Origin of the sequence: Microbacterium arborescens, from assembly GCF_030369635.1 — a bacterium.
Classification (GTDB): Bacteria; Actinomycetota; Actinomycetes; order Actinomycetales; family Microbacteriaceae; genus Microbacterium.
The window spans coordinates 1,373,973-1,397,469 of the sequence record NZ_CP128474.1 but is presented as its reverse complement, the minus strand read 5'-3'; the positions used below and the strand labels follow the sequence as shown (position 1 = coordinate 1,397,469).

Below are 23,497 nucleotides of genomic sequence, written 5' to 3'. Positions count from 1 at the left end.
ATCAGGGCCCCGTGGCACGAAAGCCGCGGGGCCCTCGTCGCGTCAGGCGGCGCTGGCGCGCTGCGCGCTCTGCACCCGGAGGTCGCGTCCGCGGATGTCGCGCTGCTCGATCACGATGCGGCGCAGAGAAGCCGGCGCGTCCGGGTGCGCGTCGAGCCACGCCGTGGCCGCCGTCAGGTCGTCCGTCGCGGGGAACAGGCCGCGCACGAGGCGTCGTGCGATCTCGATGCTCCGGGTCTCCCAGACCCGCCCGATCCGCGAGAAGTAGTCCCCGTCGAGCGCGGCGATGAGATCTCGCCGCCCACCGGCGCGAACCCCGGCGATCGTGGCGTCGAGCTCGTCGTTCGACAGTGATTCGTCGGTCCATGCGGCGCGCCACGCGGCTTCTCGCACTGCGCGCTCCGGAAGCGCCGCCCGGGCGGCGCGGTGGGCGCGCCGCCCCTTCGAGGTGTCGTCCCGGTCGAGCTCCGCGTCGATGTCGTCGACGCTCGTCGCGCCGGTCGCCGCGAGCGCGAACAACCAGCCCCATCGGAGGTCGGCGTCGAGCTCGAGGCCCTCCGGAGTCTCGTCCTCGCCCGAGAGCAGCCGGCGCACAGATTGAGCGCGTCCGGCGTCCACGGCGGCAGCGGCGCCCAGAGCCCGGGCCCACACGAGTTGCGCGTCGCTGCCGGGACGGGCCTCGTGCAGCGATCGCCAGACGCTCTCGAGCCAGTCCGAAGCGAGCGCCCCGCGCTGATCGGGAGCGGCATAGTGCGCGATCGCGTAGTCCGCGTGCGCGACGGCGTCGGCGAGGAGACCCGTGTGCGTCTCGGCCGCAGCATGCGCTCCGACCATTCGCAGGTATCGCGCGACGGCGAGGCGACCGTCACGCACCGCGTTCCACAGCGCGGCCCACGCGACCGACCGGGCGAGCGGGTCGCCGATCGTCGAGAGCGAGCGTTCGAGCGCTGCCGTCGTGTCCTCATCGAGACGAACCTTGGCGTAGGTGCGGTCGTCGTCGTTCGGGATCATGTGGCCAGTGGCGTCGCCGCCCATCGGGGTCCTGGCGTCGACGAGATCGAGTTCCGTCGCATGCTCTCGCTGCAGGACTCCGTCCGTCTCCACGTACCGCCCGATCGTCACGCGGTGGGGCCGGGGGTCGCTCTGCACGACGGTGGCGCGACCGGCCTCGTCTCTTTCGACGGAAAGATCGGACATGCCGGTCGTCTCGAGCCATGCGCGGCTCCAGGCGCGCAGATCGCGCCCCGACGCGTGCTCGAGCGCCGTCAGCAGGTCGTCGAGCGTGGTGTTGCCGAAGGCGTTGTCGGCGAAATACCGCCGTGCGCCCGCGAAGAACGGCTCCTCGCCGACATACGCGACGAGCTGCTTGAGCACCGACGCGCCCTTGGCATAGGTGATGCCGTCGAAATTGAGCTTGGCGGCCTGCAGGTCGGGGATGTCGGCCACGATGGGATGCGTCGTCGGAAGCTGGTCCTGCTCGTAGGCCCACCCCTTCCGCCGGCTGGCGAAGCTCACCCAGGCATCCGGATAGAGCCCTGTCGCGACCGATGCGTGCGACCCCATGAAGTCGGCGAACGATTCCTTGAGCCAGAGGTCGTCCCACCATCGCATCGTCACGAGGTCGCCGAACCACATGTGAGCCATCTCGTGGAGGATCGTGTTGGCGCGCGCCTCGCGCTGGGCCGCCGTCGCAGCGCCGCGGAACACGTAGGCCTCGGTGAAGGTGACGAGCCCGGGATTCTCCATCGCCCCGAGGTTGTACTCCGGCACGAAGATCTGGTCGTACTTGCCCCACGGATAGCCGAGACCGAACGCCTCGCCGAAGTACGCGAGCCCGCGGCGGGTGATGTCGATGATCTCCTCGGCGTCGAGGAACGGCGCCAACGAGGCGCGGCAGAGGACTCCCAGGTCGACGGGCCCCTCGGGCCCGTCCCAGACCCCGTCCACGCGGTGGTACGGCCCGGCCGCGACGGCCGTGATGTAGCTGGAGATCGGGAGGGTCTCCGCGAAAGTGACCTCGGTACCACCGTCGACATCCCGGCGATCGGTCTCCGCGCCGTTGGACAGCACCCGCCATCCTTCCGGAGCCACAACCTGCATCCGCCAGCGCGCCTTCACGTCGGGCTGCTCGAAGCAGGGGTACACGCGGCGCGCATCGGCGGGTTCGTACTGCGTGTACAGATAGGTGGCGCCGTCGACGGGGTCGACGAAACGATGCAGCCCTTCGCCGGAGCGGCTGTAGACGCCGCGCGCCTCGATCGAGACGGTGTTGCGTTCCGCCAGGTCGGAGAGTCGGATGCGCGCGCCGTCCCACTCGACCGGCCGGCTCTCGCCGTTCACCGTGACCGTGTCGACGGCCGATCCGAGGAAGTCGACCCAGGTCTCCCCGCCCGCGGGCGCATCGAACGAGAGAATGGCGCGGGTGCCGAAGGTCGTCACATCCGCACGTGGGGCGTCGCGGACATCGAGTCGCACGTCGATGGTGTCGACTCGGATATCGGCTGCGCGCCGCTGAGCGTCGGTACGTGTGAGATTGTCGCCGGTCATCCCTTCATGCTTTCACGTGGGCGTGGAACGGTCGTGATCTTCGGGCCGGACGCTACTATCTGAACATGTTCAGCAAACCGGAACCCGCCGGGTCGAAGCGAGACCGTACCCGCGCCCTGATCGTCGAGACCGCGCTGCGATCGTTTCGTGAACGCGGCTACGACGCGACGACCATCCGGCACATCGCCTCAGAAGCGGGGGTCTCGGTCGGGACGACGAACTACCACTTCGCCTCCAAGAACGAACTCGTCCAGGAGTTCTATCTGGAGGTGCAGCAGGCTCATCGGGCTGCGGCGCTCCCCCGCCTCGAGTCGTCGCGTGACCTCAAGGAGAGACTCGCGATCGTCTTCCACACGGGACTCGACCAGCTGACGCCGACGCACCACCACGCGCCCGAGTTCCTGACCGCGGCGGTGTCTCCGCGCTCGTCGATCAATCCCCTGTCGCCCGAGTCCAACGCATCGCTCGCGATCGTCGAGAACCTCTTCCGCACCGCCGTCGAGGGCGCCGATCACAAGCTCCCCGCGGACATCGCGGAGGCGCTGCCCGGCGCGCTCGTCCTCTCGCACCTGCTGCTCGCGATGTACTGGGTCTACGACGACTCTGACGAGCAGGCGAAGACGCGGCGCCTTCTCGACAGAGGGATGTCGCTACTCGCGATGGCGCTCCCCCTCGCGCGCCTTCCGATGCTGCGCCGACCGCTGCGCGAACTCCTCGACCTCATCGCCGAGGCGCGCTCGTGACGGTCATCGGCCCGCACCCGCCACCCTCGCCGCGGCGTGACTCGCCCCGCACGGATGCCGAACCTCTCGCTTTCACCCGCACGGAGTTCCTCGGGGGCACCGCCCGCGCGTGGGGCACGACGACGCTGCTGCTCATCGTCGGCTGGGCGGTGCTGACAGGCGGCTTCAGCTTGATCGTGGGCACCGCGGCGATCTTGCTCGTCTCCGTCCCCGCTGTGGTGATCGGCTCCACCGGCGCGTACGCGCTCGGTCGCCTGCTGCGACGCTTGCCACGTGTCGGCGCACATCTCCTCGCCTTCTCGGCGTACGGCGCGCTGGTCGGCGTCGTCACCACGACGGTCACCCTTCCCGCGCTTCTCGGCGACTCGGGTGGCGGGTGGATCGCAGCGACCGCCTACCTCGTCAACGTGCCTCTCAGCGCCATCGGACTCGCAGGAGCGTGGTTCATCACCATGAGGCGAGCCCTCCGCCTCGACGCCGAGGGGTTCGGCGACGTTGTGCGGACCACGGATCCGGATGCCGCGACAGAGGATGCCCTCGACGACCGCTACCGAATCATCGATCCCGGGCAGCGCCGACGTCAGCGCTGGCGAGGCTGAGGCTCGCCGTCACTCGCACCCTCGCGGCCCGGCGCGTCCGCGGCATCCGCCCAGTCCTGTTCGGCATCGGCGCTCGGACGTGCGATCGGGATGCGGGTGCCGAGAACCTGCGCGACGACGTCATGCGCGATCTTCGCTGCCGTGAGGCCGGCGTCCTCGAGGATCTCGTCGCGCTCGGCGTGGTCGATGAACTCGTCGGGCAGACCGAGCTCGTCGACGGCCGTGTCGATCCCGGCTTCGCGAAGGACCTGACGGATGCGGGTACCGATGCCGCCGACCCGGATGCCGTCCTCGATCGTGATCACCAGCCGGTGCTGCGCCGCGAGGTCGACGACCGACCGCGCGACGGGGACCACCCAGCGAGGATCGATGACCGTCGCGCCGATCCCCTGTGCTCGCAGGCGCTCGGCGACCTCGATGCCGAGACGCACCATCGGACCGATTCCCACGATGAGGACATCGTCGGATTCGCCCCGCACGAGCACCTCCGTCCCATCGTCCAGACGTTCCACGGCCGGCAGCTCGTCGCCGACCGAGCCCTTCGGGTAGCGGACCACCGTCGGTGCGTCTTCGATCTCGACGGCCTCGCGGAACACCTCGCGCAGGCGCTCCGCGTCCCGGGGCGCGGCGATGCGCACGCCGGGCACGAGCTGGAGCATCGCGAGGTCCCAGATGCCGTGGTGGCTCGGCCCATCGGGCCCCGTCACGCCCGCTCGGTCGAGCACGAACGTGACACCCGCGCGGTGCAGCGCGACGTCCATCATCATCTGGTCGAACGCACGGTTCATGAACGTCGCGTAGATCGCGACGACCGGATGCAGGCCGCCGAAGGCGAGTCCCGCGGAGGCCGCGACGGCATGCTGCTCGGCGATGCCGACGTCGAGCACACGATCCGGGAAGCGTTGTGCGAACGGCAGCAGACCCGTCGGCCGCAGCATCGCGGCGGTGATCGCGACGACATCACTGCGGCGCTCCCCCGCAGACACGAGCTCTTCGGCGAACACATCCGTCCAGCTCGTCTTGCCGCCCGCGGAGACGGGCTGCCCGGTGGCCGGATCGATCTTGCCGACCGCGTGGAACTGATCGGCCTCGTCGAGGCGAGCAGGTGCGTAGCCCCGCCCCTTCTCGGTGATCGCGTGCACGATGACCGGGGCTCCGTACGACTTCGCCAGGCGCAGGGTCTCGATCATGGCCTCGAGGTCGTGCCCGTCGACGGGGCCGAGGTACTTGATGTCGAGATTCGAGTAGAGCGCTTCGTTGTTCACGAAGCGCGAGAGGAACCCGTGCGTTCCCCCTCGCAGACCGCGGTAGACCGCGCGCGCCGCGGGCCCGAGCCGGCCGAACAGCGTGGCCGAACCCTCGTGCAGCGAACGATAGCCCTCGGTCGTGCGCACCTTGTTCAGGAACCGCGCCATCCCGCCGATCGTCGGGGCGTAGGAGCGACCGTTGTCGTTGACGACGATGACCAGATTGCGGTCGTTGTCGTCCGAGATGTTGTTGAGCGCCTCCCACGTCATCCCGCCCGTCAGAGACCCGTCACCGACGACCGCGACGACATGGCGGTCGGTGCGACCGGTGCGGGCGAAGGCGCGGGAGATGCCGTCAGCCCAGCTGAGCGAGCTCGACGCATGGGACGACTCGACGACGTCGTGCTCGCTCTCACTGCGCTGGGGGTAGCCCGCGAGTCCGCCGCGCGAGCGCAGCCGTGAGAAGTCCTGACGTCCGGTGATGAGCTTGTGGACGTAGGACTGATGCCCGGTGTCGAAGACGACCGGGTCGCGGGGCGAGTCGAAGACCCGGTGAATCGCGAGCGTCAGCTCGACCACGCCGAGGTTGGGCCCCAGATGTCCGCCGCTGCGCGAGACGTTCTCGACGAGGAACGCGCGGATCTCAGCCGCAAGCGTCTCCAGCTGAGCGAGCGAGAGGGCGTCCAGATCACGCGGATGCGAGATCGAGGAGAGCAGCGACATCGTGCCCCTCCTTCCATCGGGTGCCGGTAAGTCTAATCAGCGGGATGCACGAGAGGCCGGAGCTCGACGCTCCGGCCTCTCGTGGGCTACGCGGCTGGCAGGCTCAGACGAGCGAGCGCAGCACGTACTGGAGGATGCCGCCGTTGCGGTAGTAGTCCGCCTCACCGGGGGTGTCGATGCGGACGATCGCGTCGAACTCGACGGTCTGCTTGCCCTCGGGCGAGAACTCGCTCGGCTCGGCCACCACCTTCACCGTCTTGGGGGTGATGCCGTCGTTGAGCTGCTCGAGGCCCGTGATCGAGATGACCTCGGTGCCGTCGAGTCCGAGCGACTTCCAGCTCTCTCCCGCCGGGAACTGCAGGGGAACGACGCCCATGCCGATGAGGTTCGAGCGGTGGATGCGCTCGAAGCTCTCGGTGATGACGGCCTTCACGCCGAGCAGGTTGGTGCCCTTGGCGGCCCAGTCACGCGACGAGCCCGAGCCGTACTCCTTGCCGCCGAAGATCACCAGCGGAGTGCCCTGCGCCTGGTAGTTCTGGCTCGCGTCGTAGATGTACGACTGCGGGCCGCCCTCCTGGGTGAAGTCACGCGTGTAACCGCCCTCGACGACCTTGCCGTCGTTGACCGCTGCCGTGAGCTCGTTCTTCAGGCGGATGTTGGCGAAGGTGCCGCGGATCATGACCTCGTGGTTGCCACGACGCGAGCCGTAGGAGTTGAAGTCCTTCTGCGCCACGCCGTGCTCGGTGAGGTACTGCGCCGCCGGAGTGCCCGCCTTGATGTTTCCCGCCGGGCTGATGTGGTCGGTCGTCACGGAGTCGCCGAGAGTAGCCATGACTCGCGCGCCGGTGATGTCGGCGACCGGGGTCAGCTCCATCTGCATGCCGTCGAAGTACGGCGCCTTGCGGACGTAAGTCGAGTTCTCGTCCCACTCGAAGACGGGGCCGGTGGGCGTGGGCAGGTTCTTCCAGCGCTCGTCGCCGTCGAAGACGGTGGCGTACTGCTTGATGAACTGCTCGCGCGAGATCGACGAGTCGATGATCTCCTGAACCTCGTCGGGAGCGGGCCAGATGTCCTTGAGGAAGACGTCGTTGCCGTCCGAGTCCTTGCCGAGAGCGTCGGTCTCGAAGTCGAAGTTCATCGACCCGGCCAGGGCGTAAGCGACGACCAGCGGCGGCGAGGCGAGGTAGTTCATCTTCACGTCGGGGCTGATGCGACCCTCGAAGTTGCGGTTACCCGAGAGCACCGCGGTGACGGCGAGGTCGTTCTCGTTGATCGCGGCCGAGACCTCTTCGATCAGCGGTCCGGAGTTTCCGATGCAGATCGTGCAGCCGTAGCCGACGGTGTAGAAGCCGAGGTTCTCGAGGTCCTTGTCGAGGCCCGACTTCTCGTAGTAGTCGGTGACGACCTTCGACCCCGGGCCGAGCGTGGTCTTCACCCACGGCTTGCGGGTGAGCCCGCGCTCCGATGCCTTGCGGGCCAGCAGCCCCGCGGCGATCATGACCGACGGGTTCGAGGTGTTGGTGCACGAGGTGATCGCCGCGAGGGTGACCGCACCGTTGTCGAGCATGTAGCTCTCGCCGGACGGCTGCGTCACCTTCACCGGGTTGGATGCCGCGTGGGGCGCACCGCTCGAGAGCAAGCCCGCGTGCGCGTGGTCGTGCTGGTGCGAGACGGTGTCGTCCGAGAGGGTCTCGTGCTCGACGCCGGGTCCGTTGCCCGGGTCGGATGCGGGGAACGTGCCCTCGACCTCGACCGGCTCGTCGGCGGTCGTCGCGTAGTTGAGGATGTCCTTCGCGAACTGCTCCTTCGACTCCGACAGGAGGATGCGGTCCTGCGGCCGCTTCGGGCCCGCGATCGAGGGGACGACCGTCGAGAGGTCGAGCTCCATGTACTCGCTGTAGGTCGCCTCGTTCGCGGGGTCGTGCCACAGCGACTGCGCCTTCGCGTATGCCTCGACGAGCGCCACGGTCTGCTCGTCGCGACCGGTCAGACGCAGGTACTCGAGGGTGACATCGTCGATGGGGAACATCGCGGCCGTCGAGCCGAACTCCGGGCTCATGTTGCCGATCGTGGCACGGTTGGCCAGCGGGACCGAGCCGACGCCGGCACCGTAGAACTCGACGAACTTGCCGACCACGCCGTGCTTGCGGAGCATGTCGGTGATGGTCAGGACGACGTCGGTCGCGGTGACGCCCGCGGGGATCTCGCCGGTGAGCTTGAAGCCCACCACCCGCGGGATGAGCATCGAGACGGGCTGACCCAGCATCGCGGCCTCTGCCTCGATACCGCCGACGCCCCAGCCCAGGACGCCCAGACCGTTGACCATCGTGGTGTGCGAGTCGGTGCCGACGCAGGTGTCGGGGTACGCGCGGAGGACGCCGTCGACGTTGCGGTCGTAGATGACCTTGGCGAGGTGCTCGATGTTCACCTGGTGGACGATGCCGGTGCCCGGCGGGACGACCTTGAAGTCGTCGAACGCGCCCTGGCCCCAGCGCAGGAACTGGTAGCGCTCGCCGTTGCGCTCGTACTCGATCTCGACGTTGCGCTCGAGCGCGTTCTCGCTGCCGAAGAGGTCGGCGATGACGGAGTGGTCGATGACCATCTCAGCGGGCGAGAGGGGGTTGATGCGGTTGGGGTCGCCACCGAGCGCCGTGACCGCCTCGCGCATCGTGGCGAGGTCGACGATGCAGGGCACGCCGGTGAAGTCCTGCATGACGACGCGGGCCGGGGTGAACTGGATCTCGGTGTCGGGCTCAGCCGAGGCGTCCCACGAACCCAGGGCGCGGATCTGCTCCTGCGTCACGTTCGCGCCGTCCTCGGTGCGCAAGAGGTTCTCGAGCAGCACCTTGAGGCTGAAGGGAAGTCGGTCGTAACCCTCGACCGTGTCGATCCGGAAGATCTCGTAGTCGGTGCTGCCGACCGTCAGGGTGCTCTTGGCTCCGAAGCTGTCAACAGTGGACACGTCTGCTCTCCTTCATCGGCGGGCCGCGCGCTCGCGCGCACTGTCCCATCATCCCCTCGCCGCACCGGTCGATCTAGTGAGGCGACCCTTAGTCGGATCGGGGGAAATTTATCTTGACGTCAAGATAAATGTATCACTCGGCGCGCTGCTTATAGAGCGCGCGCACGGCGAGCCAGGTGACGGCTGCCAGCGGCGCGAACAGCGGAAGCCCCATGACGAGCTTCAGCGTGCCGAGGGCGGCGACCTCGTCGGCGAAGTACAGCGGCAGCTGCACGGCGAGGCGGAGGTAGAACAGTGCCGCCCACGCGATGGCGAGCCAGAAGTAGACACGGCGCTTGCGCTTGTCGCTGCGCCACGCGATTCCCTCGTTCATGAGGAATCCGGCCGCGAGGCCGATGAGCGACCACCCGATCAGAGCCGAGACGAGGAAGGCCGTGCCGTAGGCGGCGTTGGTGATCAGCCCCGGGATGAAGTTGTCCTGGCCACGCCCCGTCCACAGCGCGAGGCCCGCGGCTGCAGCGGTGGCGACGAGACCGCCGAAGGCCGCGCTGGCGGGGCCCCGCTGAATGAGGCGCAGAAGAGTGAATACGGCGGCGACACCCACCGACAGACCGAGCGACAACCAGAGGTTCGCCTCGCGCGTCTCGGGGTCGGTCGTCAGCGTGAACACCACGATGAACACGAGGCCCGGCAGGACCGCTTCGACGATGCCGCGGAATCCGCCCATCGCACGCCACACGACTCCCCCCGTCGTGGCGTTCGTCTCGGGATCGAAACCCGCCTTGCGGGCGGCCTCGCCGAGTGCCGCCCCCAGGACACCCGACGCGGGGGGCGCGGGCTCCGGCGGAGTCAGGTCGACGGAGCGTTCGGACGCGGCGTCGGCCCGTTCGTCGCGGTTCACGCCGAGCCGGGGGTCGCCGGCATCTTCAGCGGGATGAGGTCGCGTGGCGGCATCGGGGACCCCCCGCGCACCACCACGAGCGACCGGAACAGGTCTTCGACCTGCGCGGCTGCCTCGACGTCGTTCGTGGCCGCGCCGCCGATGACCCCGCGGAGGAACCAGCGCGGACCGTCGACGCCGACGAACCGCGCGAGGCGCTTGCCGCTGCCCTCCGCCCCGGCGATCACCGGGACCTCAGCCAGCAGCTCGGGACCGAGCGGTCCCTCGCGCTCCTCGACACGGCCGCCCTGCTGCCGCACCTGCTGGCGGATCTGCTCGCGCGTCTCCTCCCACAGGCCCGTCGAGCGAGGCGCCGCGAACGGCTGCACCTGCAGCGTCGACCCGGCGTAATCGAGACCGACGGCCACGATGCGCTTGGTCTGCTCCTCCACCTCGAGGCGCAGGTTCAGGCCCTCGCGGGGCAGCACCTTGATGCCGCCGAGGTCGATGTAGGGCCGGACCGGGTTGGCCTCGGACTCGTCGAACGGTCCGGCCGTGGCGCGGTCGGCGGGTGCGGACTTCGCGTCTTCGCTCATGCGGATACTCCTGTCTTCTGGTACCCGGTCGAGCCGAACCCGCCCTCGCCGCGGACGCTCTCGGGCAGAGCGTCGACGGGAATGAAACGGGCCCGGGTGACCGGCATGACGATCACCTGCGCGATACGGTCGCCCGGCTCGATGTCGTAGGCCTCGGATGTGTCGGTGTTCAGAAGGGTGACCTTGATCTCGCCGCGGTAGCCGGCATCGACCGTTCCCGGGGAGTTCACCACGGTGATCCCGTGCTTGGCGGCGAGCCCGCTGCGCGGAACCACGAAGGCGGCGAAGCCGTCGGGCAGGGCGATACGCACACCGGTTGCCACGAGCGCGCGCTGCCCGGGTGCGAGCCGCACCGACTCGGTGGAGACGAGATCTGCTCCGGCATCCCCCGGGTGGGCGTACACGGGAACGTTCGCGGCGATAATGGGGACGTCCACGGATTCGGTCACCCCACGAGGCTAATGCACAGTTCCGCCCCCGCTACCCCGCCCACCACGCGCTATCGCGAGCGCCTGAGCCCCTCGCTGTGGGCACTCGTGAGCGCTGCCGTCTGCGGTCCCATGGTCGCGCTCGTGCTCGCCCCGCTCGACTCGGTCGTCGGGCTGCTCGCAGGCATCGCCGTCGGCGCCCTCGTCGTCGCCGGCCTCATCGCGATGTCACCCGTGATCGAGATCTCCGACGGCCGCCTGCGCGTCGGCCGCGCGAACATCGAGCTCGGCTATCTCGGCGAGATCGAGACCCTGACCGGAGACGACGCGCGACAGGCGCGCGGGCCCGGCCTGTCGCCGGCGTCCTGGCACCTGCTGCGGGGCGGCATCGACGGGGTGGTCCGTGTCGCCGTCGAGGACGAGGACGACCCCGTCACGCATTGGGTGTTCTCGTCCAGGACACCGGTCCGGGTCGCCGCGGTGATCCGGAGCGCCCGCGCCGCAGCCGGCTCCCCCGCTCCCGAAGCATCGCCCAGCGCAAAAGACTGACCCCCGGCGCCGGAGCGTCGAGGGTCAGCGAGAGTCGTGGTCGTCAGGCGGCGCACTCGGTGCAGATCGCGCCGACCTTGGTCTCGTGGTCGATCTGCGTGCGGTGCTTCACGAGGAAGCACTCCATGCACGTGAACTCGTCCTCCTGCGGGGGAAGGACGACGACGTCGAGCTCGAGGTCCGAGAGATCCGCCCCGGGAAGCTCGAAGCCCGACGGGTTGTCGGCGTCCTCGTTGTCGATCGAGCCCGACGACTTGTCGGGCACGCGCTCCTTCAGGGCCTCGATCGACTCGCTGTCGTCCTCGGTCTTGCGGGGTGCGTCGTAATCCGTAGCCATGTCGAAAGGCCTCTACTTCCAGGTGTTGCCGGTTGCCGCGCCGAGTGGGGCGGCGATAGTTTGCATGACCGGCGCCCATTTCGCAAAACGTCGCGGAAGATCCTTCCGGGAACGGATGCGGATGACCGGTTCGCCCCCCCCGAAACCGACGGCGCGCCCCGGATATTCCCGCGGTCCCCGGATGCCTGTGACACCATGACGGCACACGTATCGCTGGGAGGGTTCTGCGCATGGAACAGCTCAAGGTCATCGGGACCGAGGAGGGCATCCTCGTCCTCGCCACCGAGTCCGGGGAGCGCTTCGCGTTGCCGGTGAACGAGACGCTGCGCGCACAACTGCGCCGCGCTCGCCCGGCGGACGAACCGCGCGCGCCCCGCCCCAGCCCGCGCGAGATCCAGTCGCACATCCGGGCCGGCATGAGCGCCGCGGATGTCGCCACCCTCCTCGGCATCCGGGTCGAGGATGTCGTGCGATACGAGCGGCCGATCATCGCCGAGCGCGAGCACATCGTCGGGCAGGCGCTCGCGGTACCGGTCCTCATCGCAGGTGAGCTCGAGCCCGACGCGCAGCCGACCTTCGGCACCGCCGTGCGCACGAAGCTCGCCGAGGCGGGTGCCGCCGGCGAGCGGTGGAGCAGCTGGCGCGAGCCCGACGGCTGGATCGTGAAGCTCGAGTTCACCGTCGACGAGGTCGAGCACGACGCGCGGTGGTCCTTCGACCCGCGGCGTTCGTCGCTCGCTCCCCTCAACTCCGATGCGACCCAGCTGTCGCGGCAGGGATCGCTGCCCGAGGGGCTGATTCCTCGACTGCGCGCCCTCGACACCCCGCAGGCGAAGGACGACTCGCGGTTCGACAGCGGCGCGTTCGGTCCGCGGCATGCTGCCGCCGAGCCGGAGGCCGCTCCGTCCGGCGCTCTGCGCAGCACGAGTGCGAAGGATGCCGCCATCAAGCGCGCACCCGAGCCCGTCGTGACCTCGTCCGAGACCGCCGATCTGCTCGAGGCTCTCCGCCGGCGCCGTGGTCAGCGCGAGCCGATGCCCGGCGACGATCGCGGCACGGAGACCCGTGAGCGCACACCGGTCGCGTTGTTCGATGCGCTCGAGCCCGGTTATCGCGAGCCCGCCGACCCCGCCCCCGAGCCGGAGACGCCCACCGCGGACGACTCGAATGAGGATGCGGCACCGGAGACGCGCCGCCGCGGCGGCCGCACGTCGATGCCGTCGTGGGACGAGATCGTCTTCGGCGCGCGCAGCGAAGACGCCTGAACGCTCTCGCCTGAACGGTCAGGCGAAGGCGCCGAAACGGACCAGGGGGACGATGCGCTCCTGATCGGTGAGCGAGCCGTGCTGCCCGATCATCCGCTGCGGCTTCTTGTCTGCGAGACGGTCGTCGTAGTACGCGACGCCCGAGCGCGCCGCGACGAGGACATCGCCGATACGCGGCACCACCGCCGGGTCCACCGCACCGAAGAGCCCGGCCTCGACCGCCTCGTCGCGGGTCATCACCCATGACCGGCCGGATTCCGACTCACGCCATCGCGCCGCCACACGCTCGACGGATCCCTCCACCGTATAGAGGTGGAGCATGCGCGGCTCGCCCGCGACGAGCTCGACCTCGTCGAGCAGCTCGTCGCCGTCGCGGAGCAGCACGTGGCGGTGCGCCGGGACGTCGATCATGCCGTGGTCAGCCGTCAGCACGGCGCCGATGCCCGATGCCAGCTGATGATCCCACCGGCGGAGCTCACCATCGAGCGTTTCGAGCTGCGCGGCCCAGCGGTCGCTCTCCCAGCCGTGCGCGTGCCCGATGATGTCGAGCTCCGGGATGTAGACGTAGACGAGCGCGCCCTCGTGCGCTCCCGCGAGCGCCTCCGCCAAGGCGAGACGCTCGCCGATTCCCGATGCCGCGACGAACTCGGCACCGCGGACGGTCGCCGCGGTGAAGCCGGTGGTGGCGTACTGCGCACGGCTCACGACGAAACACCGCCTCCCGCTCGCCGCCTCGCGCTCGAACACGGGCTGAGAACGCTGCCACGCATGCGGGTCGAGGCCGTCCTCCTCCCATCCGGTGAGCTGGTTCGGAGTGGATGCCGTACCCGGCACCCTCACGCGGTAGCCGACGATGCCGTGCTCCCCCGGGAGCACCCCCGTGAAGAGACTGGTCAGCGCCGCCGCCGTCGTCGCCGGGAAGACGGTGCGTGCGGCGTCTCGCTTGGTCATCCGCTCGCAGAGGAATCGGGCGTAGGCCGCCCGCTGCACGAGATTGCCGCGACCGAGCCCGTCGGCGACGATGACGATCGCCGAGCGGGCGGGCATGAACCAGTCGTGTCGACCCGACATGGACGCGATCAGCTGCGGCAGCACACCGGTGAGGCTCCGGGCCGTGGGCGGGTCGGTCGGTAGGCTTGAGGGCATCGCGGACAGTCTCGCACAGACGGCATCCGCACTCCCATCCCCGATCGAGGTCCGAACAGCTCCATGGCCGCATCCCGCACCGCTTCACCCGTCCCCGACCAGCCGGAGCGCATCGAGGACGTCGACGTCTCGGCGGAGATGCAGGGATCATTCCTCGAGTACGCCTACTCGGTCATCTACTCGCGGGCACTGCCCGACGCGCGCGACGGTTTGAAGCCCGTGCAGCGGCGCATCCTGTTCCAGATGGCCGACATGGGCCTCCGACCCGATAAGGGGCACGTCAAGAGCGCCCGCGTCGTGGGCGAGGTCATGGGTAAGCTCCACCCGCACGGCGATTCGGCGATCTACGACGCACTCGTCCGGCTCGCGCAGGACTTCGCGCTCCGGGTGCCCCTGGTCGACGGACACGGCAACTTCGGCTCGCTCGACGACGGTCCCGCCGCGGCCCGCTACACCGAAGCCCGACTGGCTCCCTCGGCGCTCGCCCTCACCGAGAACCTCGACGAGGACGTCGTCGACTTCATCCCGAACTACGACGGTCAGTTCCAGCAGCCCGCGGTGCTGCCGGCGGCCTATCCCAACCTCCTCGTCAATGGAACGACCGGCATCGCCGTCGGCATGGCGACGAACATGGCCCCGCACAACCTCATCGAGGTCGTGTCAGCGGCCGTGCACCTGCTCGAGAACCCCGATGCGACGCTCGACGATCTCATGGAGTTCGTGCCGGGCCCGGACCTGCCCGGCGGCGGCGTGATCGTCGGCCTCGACGGCATCAAGGATGCCTACACCAACGGCCGCGGCACCTTCCGCACCCGCGCGAAGGTCTCGGTCGAGTCGCTCGGACCGCGGCGCACCGGTCTCGTCGTGACCGAGCTGCCCTACATGGTCGGCCCGGAGCGCATCATCGAGAAGATCAAGGATGCCGTCAACGCGAAGAAGCTGACCGGCATCTCCGACGTCCAGGACTTCACCGACCGCAATCACGGGCTGCGCCTCGTCATCACGATCAAGACCGGGTTCGACCCGAACGCGGTGCTCGAGCAGCTTTACCGGTTGACCCCGCTCGAGGACTCGTTCGGCATCAACAACGTCGCGCTCGTCGACGGCCAGCCTCAGACACTCGGACTCAAAGAACTCCTGCGCGTCTACCTCGACCACCGCATCGAGGTCGTCACGCGGCGCAGCCGCTACCGCCTGGCCCGCAAGCAGGAACGCCTGCACCTCGTCGAGGGCCTGCTGATCGCGATCCTCGACATCGACGAGGTCATCCAGGTCATCCGCACGTCCGACGACGGCGAGCAGGCCCGCGGACGCCTGATGGACGTCTTCGACCTCTCCCAGCCGCAGGCCGAGTACATCCTCGAACTGCGCCTGCGTCGACTGACGAAGTTCTCCCGCATCGAGCTCGAGACCGAGCGCGATCAGCTGAAGGCCGAGATCGCGCACCTCGAAGAGCTTCTCGCGAGCGACGTGCTGCTGCGCGCCCAGGTCGCCCGCGAACTCGAGGCCGCGGCTGAGACCTACGGCACGCCCCGGCGTACCCTGCTCCTCAACGGCGGCCCCGTCACCGCACGCTCGGGAAAGAAGGCGGGCGCCGATCTGCAGATCGCCGACGCTCCGTGCCGCGTCTTCCTGTCCGCGACCGGCCGGATGGTGCGAGCCGAGATCGGCGAGGATCTGCTGAGCAGCGGCATCGTTCCGCCCGCCCGGCGGAGCAAGCACGACGCGATCCGTTCGGCCGTCGACGCGACGGTGCGCGGCGACCTCGGCGCCGTCACGAGCACGGGGCGTCTCGTCCGCTTCTCCCCCGTCGACCTGCCGTCGGTCCCCGGCAACAGCGTTCAGCTCGCGGCCGGGTCGAAGGCCGACCAGTACCTCGGCCTCGGTGCCGGCGAGCACGTCGTCGCGATCGTGTCTTTGACGGCTGAGCCGCCGATCGCGATCGGCACGGCGCAGGGCATCGTCAAGCGCGTCGCGGCCACGGAGCTCGCGCCCGGCAAGCCCGACGCCGAGATCATCTCGCTCAAGCCCGGCGACCGCGTCGTGGGGGCTGCGCCTGCTCCGGACGGCACCGAGCTGGTCTTCGTCACCTCCGACGCTCAGCTGCTGCGGTTCGACGCCGCAGCCGTGCGCCCGCAGGGCCGGGCTGCCGGCGGCATGGCGGGTGTCCGCGTCGCGGACGGAGAGCGCGTCATCGCGTTCACCGCGGTGACGGCATCCGAGGACACCGTCGTCGTCACGATCGCGGGGTCGACGCAGTCTCTCGCCGGCGCCGATGCCGGTAGCGGCAAGGTCTCGGCCTTCGCGGAGTTCCCCCCGAAGGGACGCGCGACCGGCGGTGTCCGTGCGCAGCGATTCCTTCGCGGCGAGGACACCTTGACGCTCGCGTGGGTGGGAGACTCACCCCGCGCGGTCGGCACCGACGGCGCGACGCGGACTCTCCCCGAGGTCGGCGCGAAGCGTGACGCGTCGGGCCAGCCCCTCGACGGCGTCATCGGCGCGGTCGGCACCGTCATCGCCTGAGTCGAACGATTCCCGCGGCGAACGTCGGAGAATGTCACGTATCTCGGACCGAAAGCCGGGCCAGCTCCGACATCCGCGGCATTCTCCGAACCTCGCGCGCGCGTCCGCCGTCGCGGACCGGTGCGCGGCGCTCAGGCGTCGATGGCCTCGCGCGAGAGGCGATCGCTCGAGGTGACGATGAAGTCGCGGCGCGGGGCGACCTCGTTGCCCATGAGCAGCTCGAAGACGGCATTGGCCGCGTCGGCATCCTCGACGCGGACCCGGCGGAGCGTGCGCCCGGCGCGGTCCATCGTGGTCGTCGCCAGCTGATCGGCGTCCATCTCGCCGAGGCCCTTGTATCGCTGCACCGGTTCCTGCCACTTCCGGCCCGACTTGCGCAGCTTTGCGAGCAGCGCGTGGAGCTCGGCCTCGGAGTACGTGTAGATCGTCTCGTTGGGCTTCGACCCCGGATTCACGACGACGACGCGATGAAGCGGAGGAACCGCGGCGAACACCCGGCCCTCCTCGATCAAGGGCCGCATGTACCGGAAGAACAGCGTGAGCAGCAGCGTGCGGATGTGCGCACCGTCGACGTCGGCGTCGCTCATCAGGATCACCTTGCCGTAGCGCGCGGCGCTCAGATCGAACGAGCGCCCGGAGCCCGCACCGATCACCTGGATGATGGCGGCGCACTCGGCGTTGGAGAGCATGTCGCTCACCGACGCCTTCTGGACGTTGAGGATCTTGCCACGGATGGGGAGGAGTGCCTGGTACTCGCTGTTGCGAGCGTGCTTGGCGGTGCCGAGCGCCGAGTCGCCCTCCACGATGAAGAGCTCGGACTCGGCGACATCGTTGCTGCGGCAGTCGGCCAGCTTCGCCGGCAGCGACGACGACTCGAGAGCCGTCTTGCGTCGCTGGGTCTCCTTGTGGGTGCGCGCCGAGATGCGCGCCTTCATCTCGGAGACGACCTTTTCGAGCAGCTGCCCCGTCTGCGCCTTGTCGTCGCGCTTCGTGGAGGAGAACAGCGCACTCAGCTCGCTGGTGACCACCGAGGCGACGATCTGCCGCACCGCCGGGGTTCCGAGGATCTCCTTGGTCTGCCCCTCGAACTGGGGCTCGGGGAGCCGCACCGTCAGCACCGCGGTGAGCCCGGCGAGGATGTCGTCCTTCTCGAGCTTGTCGTTGCCGACCTTCAGGCGCCGTGCGTTCTGCTCGACCTGGCTGCGGATGACCTTCATCAGACCCTGCTCGAAGCCCTGCTGATGGGTTCCGCCCTTGGGCGTGGCGATGATGTTCACGAATGACCGGGTCACGGTCTCGTAGCTCGTGCCCCAGCGCAGCGCGATGTCGACCTCGCACGAGCGCTCGACCTCGGTCGGCACCATCGCGCCGTTGGCCTGGAGCACCGGAACGGTCTCGGTGAAGGTGCCCGAGCCCGTCAGCCGCCAGGTGTCGGTGATCGGCGCGTCGGGGGCGAGGAACTCGGCGAACTCCGAGATGCCGCCGTCGAACCGGTAGCTCGTCTCGACGCGCTCCTCGCCGCGCTCGTCGACGATGACGATCTCGAGGCCGGGCACGAGGAACGCCGTCTGCCGTGCCCGCTGCACGAGCTCTTCGAGGTGGAAGGCGGCGTCCTTCGTGAAGATCTGACGGTCGGCCCAATAGCGGATGCGGGTACCGGTCGTACCGCGGGGCGCCTTCCCGACCACGCGCAGCTCGGACGCGCGCTCGAACGGGGTGAACTCCGAATCCGGTGTGTCACCGGCGAAGAGTCCGGGCTCGCCGCGGTGGAACGACATGGCATAGGTCTTGCCGGCACGGTCGACCTCGACGTCGAGGCGCTCGGAGAGGGCGTTCACGACCGACGCGCCGACACCGTGGAGTCCGCCCGACGCGGCGTAGGAACCGCCGCCGAACTTGCCGCCGGCGTGCAGCTTGGTGAAAACGACCTCGACGCCTGTCAGTCCGGTACGGGGCTCTACGTCGACGGGGATGCCGCGGGCACGATCGCGTACCTCGACGCTGCCGTCGGCATGGAGGACGATGTCGATGCGCGAACCGTAACCGCCGAGGGCCTCGTCGACGGAGTTGTCGATGATCTCCCAGAGGCAGTGCATGAGGCCCCGGGAGTCGGTCGACCCGATGTACATCCCGGGGCGTTTGCGGACGGCCTCGAGCCCTTCGAGCACCTGGAGGTGGTGGGCGGAATACTCAGCAGTCACGATCTCCAAGAGTATCCGCGGGTGCGGACACGGCGGGGAGGACACACGCGCGCAGAGCGGACCCGGGCCGACGTGCGCGCGGTGAGCGTACGCGCTGAGCGAAATGATCGTCAAATGGGGCATACCCCCGGCTGGTCGTGGTTGTATCGAAGGCACTCAGTTGCACGACCCGATCGACCGAGGAGGCACCCATTATGACCACGAACACTTCCGAGAGCACCGCCGTCCTCGACCACCGCCTGACTGCGGCCGATCGCTGCGACTCGTGCGGCGCGCAGGCTTACATCGCCGCAGAGGTGAACGGCAGCGAACTGCTCTTCTGCGCACACCACGGCCGCAAGTACGAGGAGAAGCTCCGCGCCGTCGCCACCAGCTGGCACGACGAGACCTCTCGCCTGGTCGCCGCCGGCTGAGGCCGGCTCCACGACGAAAGCCCCGAGCATCGCGCTCGGGGCTTTCGCGTTGCCGGGTGCTGCGCGCGCCCGGTCGCGGATCAGAAGCCGACGGCCGCCTGGTAGACGGGGAGCAGGCCGGTGCGCACGCCGGAGGCGGAGGGCTTGGGCTGGAACACGCTCGAGTTGTGGTTGCCCTCGATGACGACCGGTCCGTTCGGCGTGATCGCCAGGTCCCAGCCGACGTAGGGCGCTTCCGGGGTACGGCGGGCGAGCTGCTCGGTGAGAGCGAGCACCTGGTCGAACAACGGAACCGTGAACCCGACGATCTCGGTACCCGTGACCGGGTGTTCACGGTAGACGTTGGAGTTCTTGTCGACCCCCGGGTAGAGCGCGACGCCGTGCTCATCGAGCATCGTGAACATACCGCCGGAGGCGAAGTTGTCGATGACGTCGCCGTTGCCGATCCGCAGCACGCCGGCGAGGAGTCGGACATCGCCCTCCGGGGTGAGGAACGTGATCATCCGGACCGTGTTGACGCTGTCGGGGTAGAGCGAGGCCATCTCGGGATGCTGGACGATGAACTCATCGACGATGGACTGACCCGCTGCCGTCGCCTCGGCTCGGAACGCGGCGGCATCCGTCACGTTCTCGTGCAGAGTGATCCCACCGCCGCCGTGGCCGTCGAGCGGCTTGGCGAGCACCTTGGGATGGCGGGCGAGGAACGCGCCGAGCTCGGCGTCGTCGACATCCCGCAGATCGAGCGTCTCGCGCCCGAGCAGGTCGGCGTACTCGCGAGCGAAGCGGCGCTTGTCCTCGAGCTTCGCCCGGCCCTCCGGGGTGTTGTGCATGCGCGTGATGCGGAACGACTTCGGGTGCGTCATCCAGGTCGCACGTTCACGGGCGTTGAGCAGACGGATGTCCCACACCGCGTAATCACGGAAACCCATGTCGTACTTGACGGAGCACCACAGCATGTCGGCGATGATCACCGGCAGCGGCGCCTTCGACACCTTCTGCACCTGCCGGCCGAACTCGACGAGATTGCCGACCCGGACGTTGCGGGCGCGGTCGAGGAGGTAGCCCAGCCGGACGCGTGATCGACCCATTGCTCGTTCTCTCCGTGTTCTCGGTGTTCCGGTTGCGGATCAGCAGACGCTCAGAAGCGCATGGCAGCGCGGTATCGCGGAAGCAGCCCGCGCCTGATGCCCGATACCGACGGCTTCGATTGGAACACACCCGTGTTGTGGTTGCCCTCGATCACGACGGGTCGCTCGGGGGTGATCGCGATGTCCCAGCCGATGTACGGCATCTCCGGAACCCGCCGGGCGAGGCGATCGACGAGCTCGAGGACCTGCGGGTACAACGGAACCTGGTAACCCGTGATGGGCACCCCGGTGATCGGGTGCGTCTCGAAAGGACGACCTTCTTCGTCGCTCGCCGCGTGCAGAGCCCGACCGGCATCGTCGAGCATCGTGTACATGCCGCCGTTGGAGAAGTTGTCGATGACTCCGCCGTTGCCCACCTTGAGGACCGCAGCGAGGACATGCACGACGTCGTCGGGATCGCGATAGGTCACGACGCGCAGCGAGTTGACGCTGCCCGGATAGAGGCGCGCCATCTCCGGATGCTGGACCAGCACCTCCTCGACGAGCGTCTCGCCCGAAGCGAGGAGTTCCTCGCGGAGCGCGGCGACATCATCGATCGAGGCGACCTCGCGCATCGTGATGCCGTTGCCGCCGACTCCCCCGGGGTTCTTCGTGATGACGCGGTCGCGACCGTCGAGGAACGCGGCGAGGGCCGCGGTGTCGGAAGCGGCGACGTCGAGCCACGCGCGTCCGAGCTCGTCGCCGAACCGGTGCGCGAACTGGAGCTTGTCGTCGAAGACACCGCGCACCGAGTTGTCGTTGAGACGCCGCGACAGGTGGAACGACTTCGGGTCGGTCATGTACGTCCGGCGCTCGCGAGCCTTGAGGATGCGGAAGTCCCACTCGGAGTAGTTCTCGAACGTCGTCTCATAACGGACCGCGCACCACGCCATGTCGGCGGCGACCCACCAGACCGGCGCCTTCGAGAGCGCGGCGGACTGGCGGGCGAACTGCAGCACGCGCTCGCGGTCGAACGACACGACACGCCGGACGAAGAAGCGCGCACGCCGGTAGAGCCGATTCACCGCGCCCATGTCAGACCTCGCGGATGACACCGAGCGGCGTCGACTCGTGGCCCTGACCCAGCGGGTTGTCGCGCAGGATCCGCACGAGCCGCTGCTCTCCGGCCTTGTCGAGCGTCGATCCGAGGATGTTGCCGCCGATGTCGTTGATGTCGACGACGGCCACCTCAGCGATACCACCGAGCTGTGACTTGACGCGCGCAGCGACACCCCGAGGATCGGTCGGCCCGAGGACGACCGCCTTGTTGTACGGAGGGATCGTGCCGGAGGTCGGGCCGTCGATCGCGCGCGCCTTGTCTCCCGCGACGCGGTAGAAGTCGCCGCGTCGGCCGAAGAGCTTCGTTACGGCGCTGACAGCCGCGGCGAACAGGATGCGCGGCGTGCCGCACTCGCGAAGCGCCATCTCCATCGTCTCGGGCATGCCGAGGCCGATTCCGTAGGGGGTGCGGGTCACGTACTTCGACAGGAACCTCGCGAGCGGACGCACGCTGATCTCATCGAGCGTGTAGGAGCGACCCTGTGTGATCGCCACGATCTTCTCGGTGACGAACAGCAGATCGCCCGGCTGCACGGTGGGCGCGGCATACTCCGAGATGACGGCGTCGAGATCGTCGCCGGGCATCACCACGCGAGTGCGGATCGGGATCCGCGCGTAGGAGGTGCCGTCGACGACGACCTCGAGAGCCTTGCCCTCGTTGGCGGCGCCGGTCACTCGAGGTAGTCCCGGAGCGACTGCGAACGCGACGGGTGGCGCAGCTTCGCCATCGTCTTCGACTCGATCTGGCGGATGCGCTCGCGCGTGACGCCGAAGGTGTCGCCGATCTGATCGAGCGTCTTGGGCTGACCGTCACCGAGGCCGAAGCGCATGCGGATGACGCCCGCCTCGCGCTCGCTCAGCGAGTCCAGGAGCGACTCGAGCTGGCGCTGCAGCATCGTGAACCCGACCGCGTCGGCCGGGACGACCGCCTCGGTGTCCTCGATGAGGTCACCGAACTCGCTGTCGCCGTCTTCACCGAGCGGAGTGTGCAGCGAGATCGGCTCACGGCCGTACTTCTGCACCTCGATGACCTTCTCGGGCGTCATGTCGAGCTCGCGGCTCAGCTCTTCGGGCGTGGGCTCGCGGCCCAGGTCCTGGAGCATCTGGCGCTGCACGCGGGCGAGCTTGTTGATGACCTCGACCATGTGGACCGGGATACGGATGGTGCGCGCCTGGTCGGCCATCGCGCGGGTGATGGCCTGACGGATCCACCACGTCGCGTACGTCGAGAACTTGAAGCCCTTGGTGTAGTCGAACTTCTCAACCGCACGGATGAGGCCGAGGTTGCCCTCCTGGATCAGGTCGAGGAACTGCATGCCACGACCCGTGTAGCGCTTGGCGAGCGAGACGACCAGACGGAGGTTCGCGCCGAGGAGGTGGCTCTTGGCTCGCTGGCCATCGCGCGCGACCCACTGCAGGTCGAGACCGAGCTGGTTCGACTTCTCGGCAGCCGACATGTGCGACAGCTTCTCTTCGGCGAACAGGCCGGCCTCGATGCGCATCGCGAGCTCGACCTCTTCGGCCGCGTTCAGCAGCGGAACCTTGCCGATCTGCTTGAGGTAGTCCTTGACCGGGTCGGCGGTCGCGCCGGTGATCTGCGTCGAGTAGACGGGGACATCTTCCTCGTCGCTCGACGAGATGACGATGGCACCCGTGGGGAGGGCCTCGGTGACGGCGGGCTTCTTCGGCTCGTCGTCGTCTTCGTCGTCGTCCGCCTTCGCGGCGTCTGCGGGGGCGGCGTCTTCCGGGGCGTCTTCGGCGTCGACCTCGACGTCGACCTCGACGTCCTCGTCGTCCATCTCTTCGTCGTCGGCCTTGGCCTTGGCCTTGGAGGCCTTCGCGGGCGCAGCCTTCTTGGCCGCGGTCTTCTTGGCGGGCGCCTTCTTCGCGGCGCTCTTGGGCGCAGCCTTCGCAGCGGTGGCGGGCGCGTCCTCGACGAGTTCGGTGTCCTCGCTCGCGCGGGTGCGGGTGGTCTTCGTGCCTGACGTCACGGTTAGCCTCTCACCGGTGCGAACGCACCGGGTTCTCGGACACTAGTAAGACCCTTGTCAAGTCCCCCGCCACTCGAACGAACGAGGAGCACAGGATCGACAACGGGTCAGGTCCTTCATTGTCTCATATCTCGTGCGCTGTTCCTGCGCAAGCATTCATT

General features: G+C 68.8%; 19 protein-coding genes. 6 read left to right on the top strand and 13 right to left on the bottom strand.

Annotated features, from left to right (window positions below):
- Window positions 1-42 precede the first annotated feature (42 nt).
- Window positions 43-2,547 (bottom strand): aminopeptidase N, encoded by a 2,505-nt coding sequence (pepN, locus tag QUC20_RS06585; RefSeq protein WP_289331290.1) that lies wholly within the window; start codon window positions 2,545-2,547, stop codon window positions 43-45.
- Window positions 2,548-2,612: 65 nt separating this feature from the next.
- Between pepN and QUC20_RS06580 the strand changes: the two genes are divergently transcribed.
- Both QUC20_RS06580 and QUC20_RS06575 read left to right on the top strand, forming a co-directional pair.
- Complete coding sequence (locus QUC20_RS06580; protein ID WP_289331289.1) at window positions 2,613-3,290, top strand: TetR/AcrR family transcriptional regulator; 678 nt, start codon at window positions 2,613-2,615, stop codon at window positions 3,288-3,290.
- The gene (locus QUC20_RS06575) at window positions 3,287-3,889 is read left to right on the top strand and encodes a hypothetical protein (RefSeq protein WP_289331288.1); all 603 of its coding nucleotides are present in this window, start codon (window positions 3,287-3,289) and stop codon (window positions 3,887-3,889) included. Before QUC20_RS06580 ends, QUC20_RS06575 begins: the two co-directional genes overlap by 4 nt.
- Here the strand turns inward: QUC20_RS06575 and dxs are convergent.
- The 5 genes from dxs to dut all read right to left on the bottom strand — a co-directional run bounded on the left by dxs (window position 3,871) and on the right by dut (window position 10,746).
- A complete protein-coding gene (gene dxs / locus QUC20_RS06570) occupies window positions 3,871-5,859 on the bottom strand; it encodes a 1-deoxy-D-xylulose-5-phosphate synthase (RefSeq protein WP_289331287.1) in 1,989 nt (662 codons plus the stop codon). The genes QUC20_RS06575 and dxs overlap by 19 nt on opposite strands.
- Window positions 5,860-5,962: 103 nt before the next feature.
- The gene (locus tag QUC20_RS06565) at window positions 5,963-8,821 is read right to left on the bottom strand and encodes an aconitate hydratase (RefSeq protein ID WP_289331286.1); all 2,859 of its coding nucleotides are present in this window, start codon (window positions 8,819-8,821) and stop codon (window positions 5,963-5,965) included.
- Window positions 8,822-8,954: 133 nt separating this feature from the next.
- A complete protein-coding gene (locus tag QUC20_RS06560) occupies window positions 8,955-9,722 on the bottom strand; it encodes a DUF3159 domain-containing protein (protein ID WP_434543656.1) in 768 nt (255 codons plus the stop codon).
- The gene (locus QUC20_RS06555) at window positions 9,719-10,297 is read right to left on the bottom strand and encodes a DUF3710 domain-containing protein (protein WP_120262861.1); all 579 of its coding nucleotides are present in this window, start codon (window positions 10,295-10,297) and stop codon (window positions 9,719-9,721) included. The genes QUC20_RS06560 and QUC20_RS06555 overlap by 4 nt, the downstream gene beginning before the upstream one ends.
- Window positions 10,294-10,746, bottom strand: a complete 453-nt coding sequence (gene dut / locus QUC20_RS06550; RefSeq protein WP_183045271.1) for a dUTP diphosphatase — start codon at window positions 10,744-10,746, stop codon at window positions 10,294-10,296. Before dut ends, QUC20_RS06555 begins: the two co-directional genes overlap by 4 nt.
- 12 nt (window positions 10,747-10,758) lie before the next feature.
- Between dut and QUC20_RS06545 the strand changes: the two genes are divergently transcribed.
- A complete protein-coding gene (locus tag QUC20_RS06545) occupies window positions 10,759-11,274 on the top strand; it encodes a DUF3093 domain-containing protein (RefSeq protein ID WP_289331285.1) in 516 nt (171 codons plus the stop codon).
- Window positions 11,275-11,317: 43 nt separating this feature from the next.
- Here QUC20_RS06545 and QUC20_RS06540 read toward each other — a convergent pair whose 3' ends face one another.
- A complete protein-coding gene (locus tag QUC20_RS06540; protein WP_023951316.1) occupies window positions 11,318-11,611 on the bottom strand; it encodes a DUF4193 domain-containing protein in 294 nt (97 codons plus the stop codon).
- 230 nt (window positions 11,612-11,841) lie between these two features.
- Between QUC20_RS06540 and sepH the strand changes: the two genes are divergently transcribed.
- Complete coding sequence (gene sepH, locus QUC20_RS06535) at window positions 11,842-12,876, top strand: septation protein SepH (RefSeq protein ID WP_120262863.1); 1,035 nt, start codon at window positions 11,842-11,844, stop codon at window positions 12,874-12,876.
- A gap of 18 nt (window positions 12,877-12,894) precedes the next feature.
- Here sepH and QUC20_RS06530 read toward each other — a convergent pair whose 3' ends face one another.
- Entirely contained in the window at window positions 12,895-14,022 is a 1,128-nt protein-coding gene (locus QUC20_RS06530; protein WP_289331284.1) for an alkaline phosphatase family protein, read from the bottom strand.
- A 63-nt stretch (window positions 14,023-14,085) separates the two neighbouring features.
- Between QUC20_RS06530 and QUC20_RS06525 the strand changes: the two genes are divergently transcribed.
- On the top strand, window positions 14,086-16,545 hold the full coding sequence (locus QUC20_RS06525) for a DNA gyrase/topoisomerase IV subunit A (RefSeq protein ID WP_289331283.1): 2,460 nt from the start codon (window positions 14,086-14,088) through the stop codon (window positions 16,543-16,545).
- Between the two features lie 131 nt (window positions 16,546-16,676).
- Here QUC20_RS06525 and QUC20_RS06520 read toward each other — a convergent pair whose 3' ends face one another.
- On the bottom strand, window positions 16,677-18,746 hold the full coding sequence (locus tag QUC20_RS06520; protein ID WP_396652149.1) for a DNA gyrase/topoisomerase IV subunit B: 2,070 nt from the start codon (window positions 18,744-18,746) through the stop codon (window positions 16,677-16,679).
- 194 nt (window positions 18,747-18,940) lie between these two features.
- Here QUC20_RS06520 and QUC20_RS06515 point away from each other — a divergent pair, with 194 nt between their 5' ends.
- Window positions 18,941-19,159 (top strand): DUF7455 domain-containing protein, encoded by a 219-nt coding sequence (locus tag QUC20_RS06515; protein WP_023951321.1) that lies wholly within the window; start codon window positions 18,941-18,943, stop codon window positions 19,157-19,159.
- Between the two features lie 80 nt (window positions 19,160-19,239).
- Here the strand turns inward: QUC20_RS06515 and QUC20_RS06510 are convergent, their stop codons facing one another.
- From QUC20_RS06510 to QUC20_RS06495, 4 genes are read right to left on the bottom strand one after another with little or no spacing between them, the layout of a single operon-like run.
- Window positions 19,240-20,247, bottom strand: a complete 1,008-nt coding sequence (locus QUC20_RS06510; protein ID WP_120262866.1) for a sugar-transfer associated ATP-grasp domain-containing protein — start codon at window positions 20,245-20,247, stop codon at window positions 19,240-19,242.
- Window positions 20,248-20,297: 50 nt separating this feature from the next.
- The gene (locus QUC20_RS06505) at window positions 20,298-21,320 is read right to left on the bottom strand and encodes a sugar-transfer associated ATP-grasp domain-containing protein (RefSeq protein WP_120262867.1); all 1,023 of its coding nucleotides are present in this window, start codon (window positions 21,318-21,320) and stop codon (window positions 20,298-20,300) included.
- Between the two features lies 1 nt (window position 21,321).
- On the bottom strand, window positions 21,322-22,020 hold the full coding sequence (locus QUC20_RS06500; protein WP_289331282.1) for a coenzyme F420-0:L-glutamate ligase: 699 nt from the start codon (window positions 22,018-22,020) through the stop codon (window positions 21,322-21,324).
- Window positions 22,017-23,336: an RNA polymerase sigma factor gene (locus QUC20_RS06495; RefSeq protein WP_289331281.1), complete on the bottom strand. Its 1,320-nt coding sequence runs from the start codon at window positions 23,334-23,336 to the stop codon at window positions 22,017-22,019. Before QUC20_RS06495 ends, QUC20_RS06500 begins: the two co-directional genes overlap by 4 nt.
- Window positions 23,337-23,497: the final 161 nt, after the last annotated feature.

Excerpts from the sequence above, each read along its gene's own strand:
- pepN (WP_289331290.1), bottom strand. The coding sequence starts at position 2,547 with ATGACCGGCGACAATCTCACACGTACCGACGCTCAGCGGCGCGCAGCC.
- QUC20_RS06580 (WP_289331289.1), top strand. The coding sequence starts at position 2,613 with ATGTTCAGCAAACCGGAACCCGCCGGGTCGAAGCGAGACCGTACCCGC.
- dxs (WP_289331287.1), bottom strand. The coding sequence starts at position 5,859 with ATGTCGCTGCTCTCCTCGATCTCGCATCCGCGTGATCTGGACGCCCTC.
- QUC20_RS06555 (WP_120262861.1), bottom strand. The coding sequence starts at position 10,297 with ATGAGCGAAGACGCGAAGTCCGCACCCGCCGACCGCGCCACGGCCGGA.
- QUC20_RS06545 (WP_289331285.1), top strand. The coding sequence starts at position 10,759 with ATGCACAGTTCCGCCCCCGCTACCCCGCCCACCACGCGCTATCGCGAG.
- QUC20_RS06540 (WP_023951316.1), bottom strand. The coding sequence starts at position 11,611 with ATGGCTACGGATTACGACGCACCCCGCAAGACCGAGGACGACAGCGAG.
- sepH (WP_120262863.1), top strand. The coding sequence starts at position 11,842 with ATGGAACAGCTCAAGGTCATCGGGACCGAGGAGGGCATCCTCGTCCTC.
- QUC20_RS06530 (WP_289331284.1), bottom strand. The coding sequence starts at position 14,022 with ATGCCCTCAAGCCTACCGACCGACCCGCCCACGGCCCGGAGCCTCACC.
- QUC20_RS06525 (WP_289331283.1), top strand. The coding sequence starts at position 14,086 with ATGGCCGCATCCCGCACCGCTTCACCCGTCCCCGACCAGCCGGAGCGC.
- QUC20_RS06515 (WP_023951321.1), top strand. The coding sequence starts at position 18,941 with ATGACCACGAACACTTCCGAGAGCACCGCCGTCCTCGACCACCGCCTG.
- QUC20_RS06510 (WP_120262866.1), bottom strand. The coding sequence starts at position 20,247 with ATGGGTCGATCACGCGTCCGGCTGGGCTACCTCCTCGACCGCGCCCGC.
- QUC20_RS06505 (WP_120262867.1), bottom strand. The coding sequence starts at position 21,320 with ATGGGCGCGGTGAATCGGCTCTACCGGCGTGCGCGCTTCTTCGTCCGG.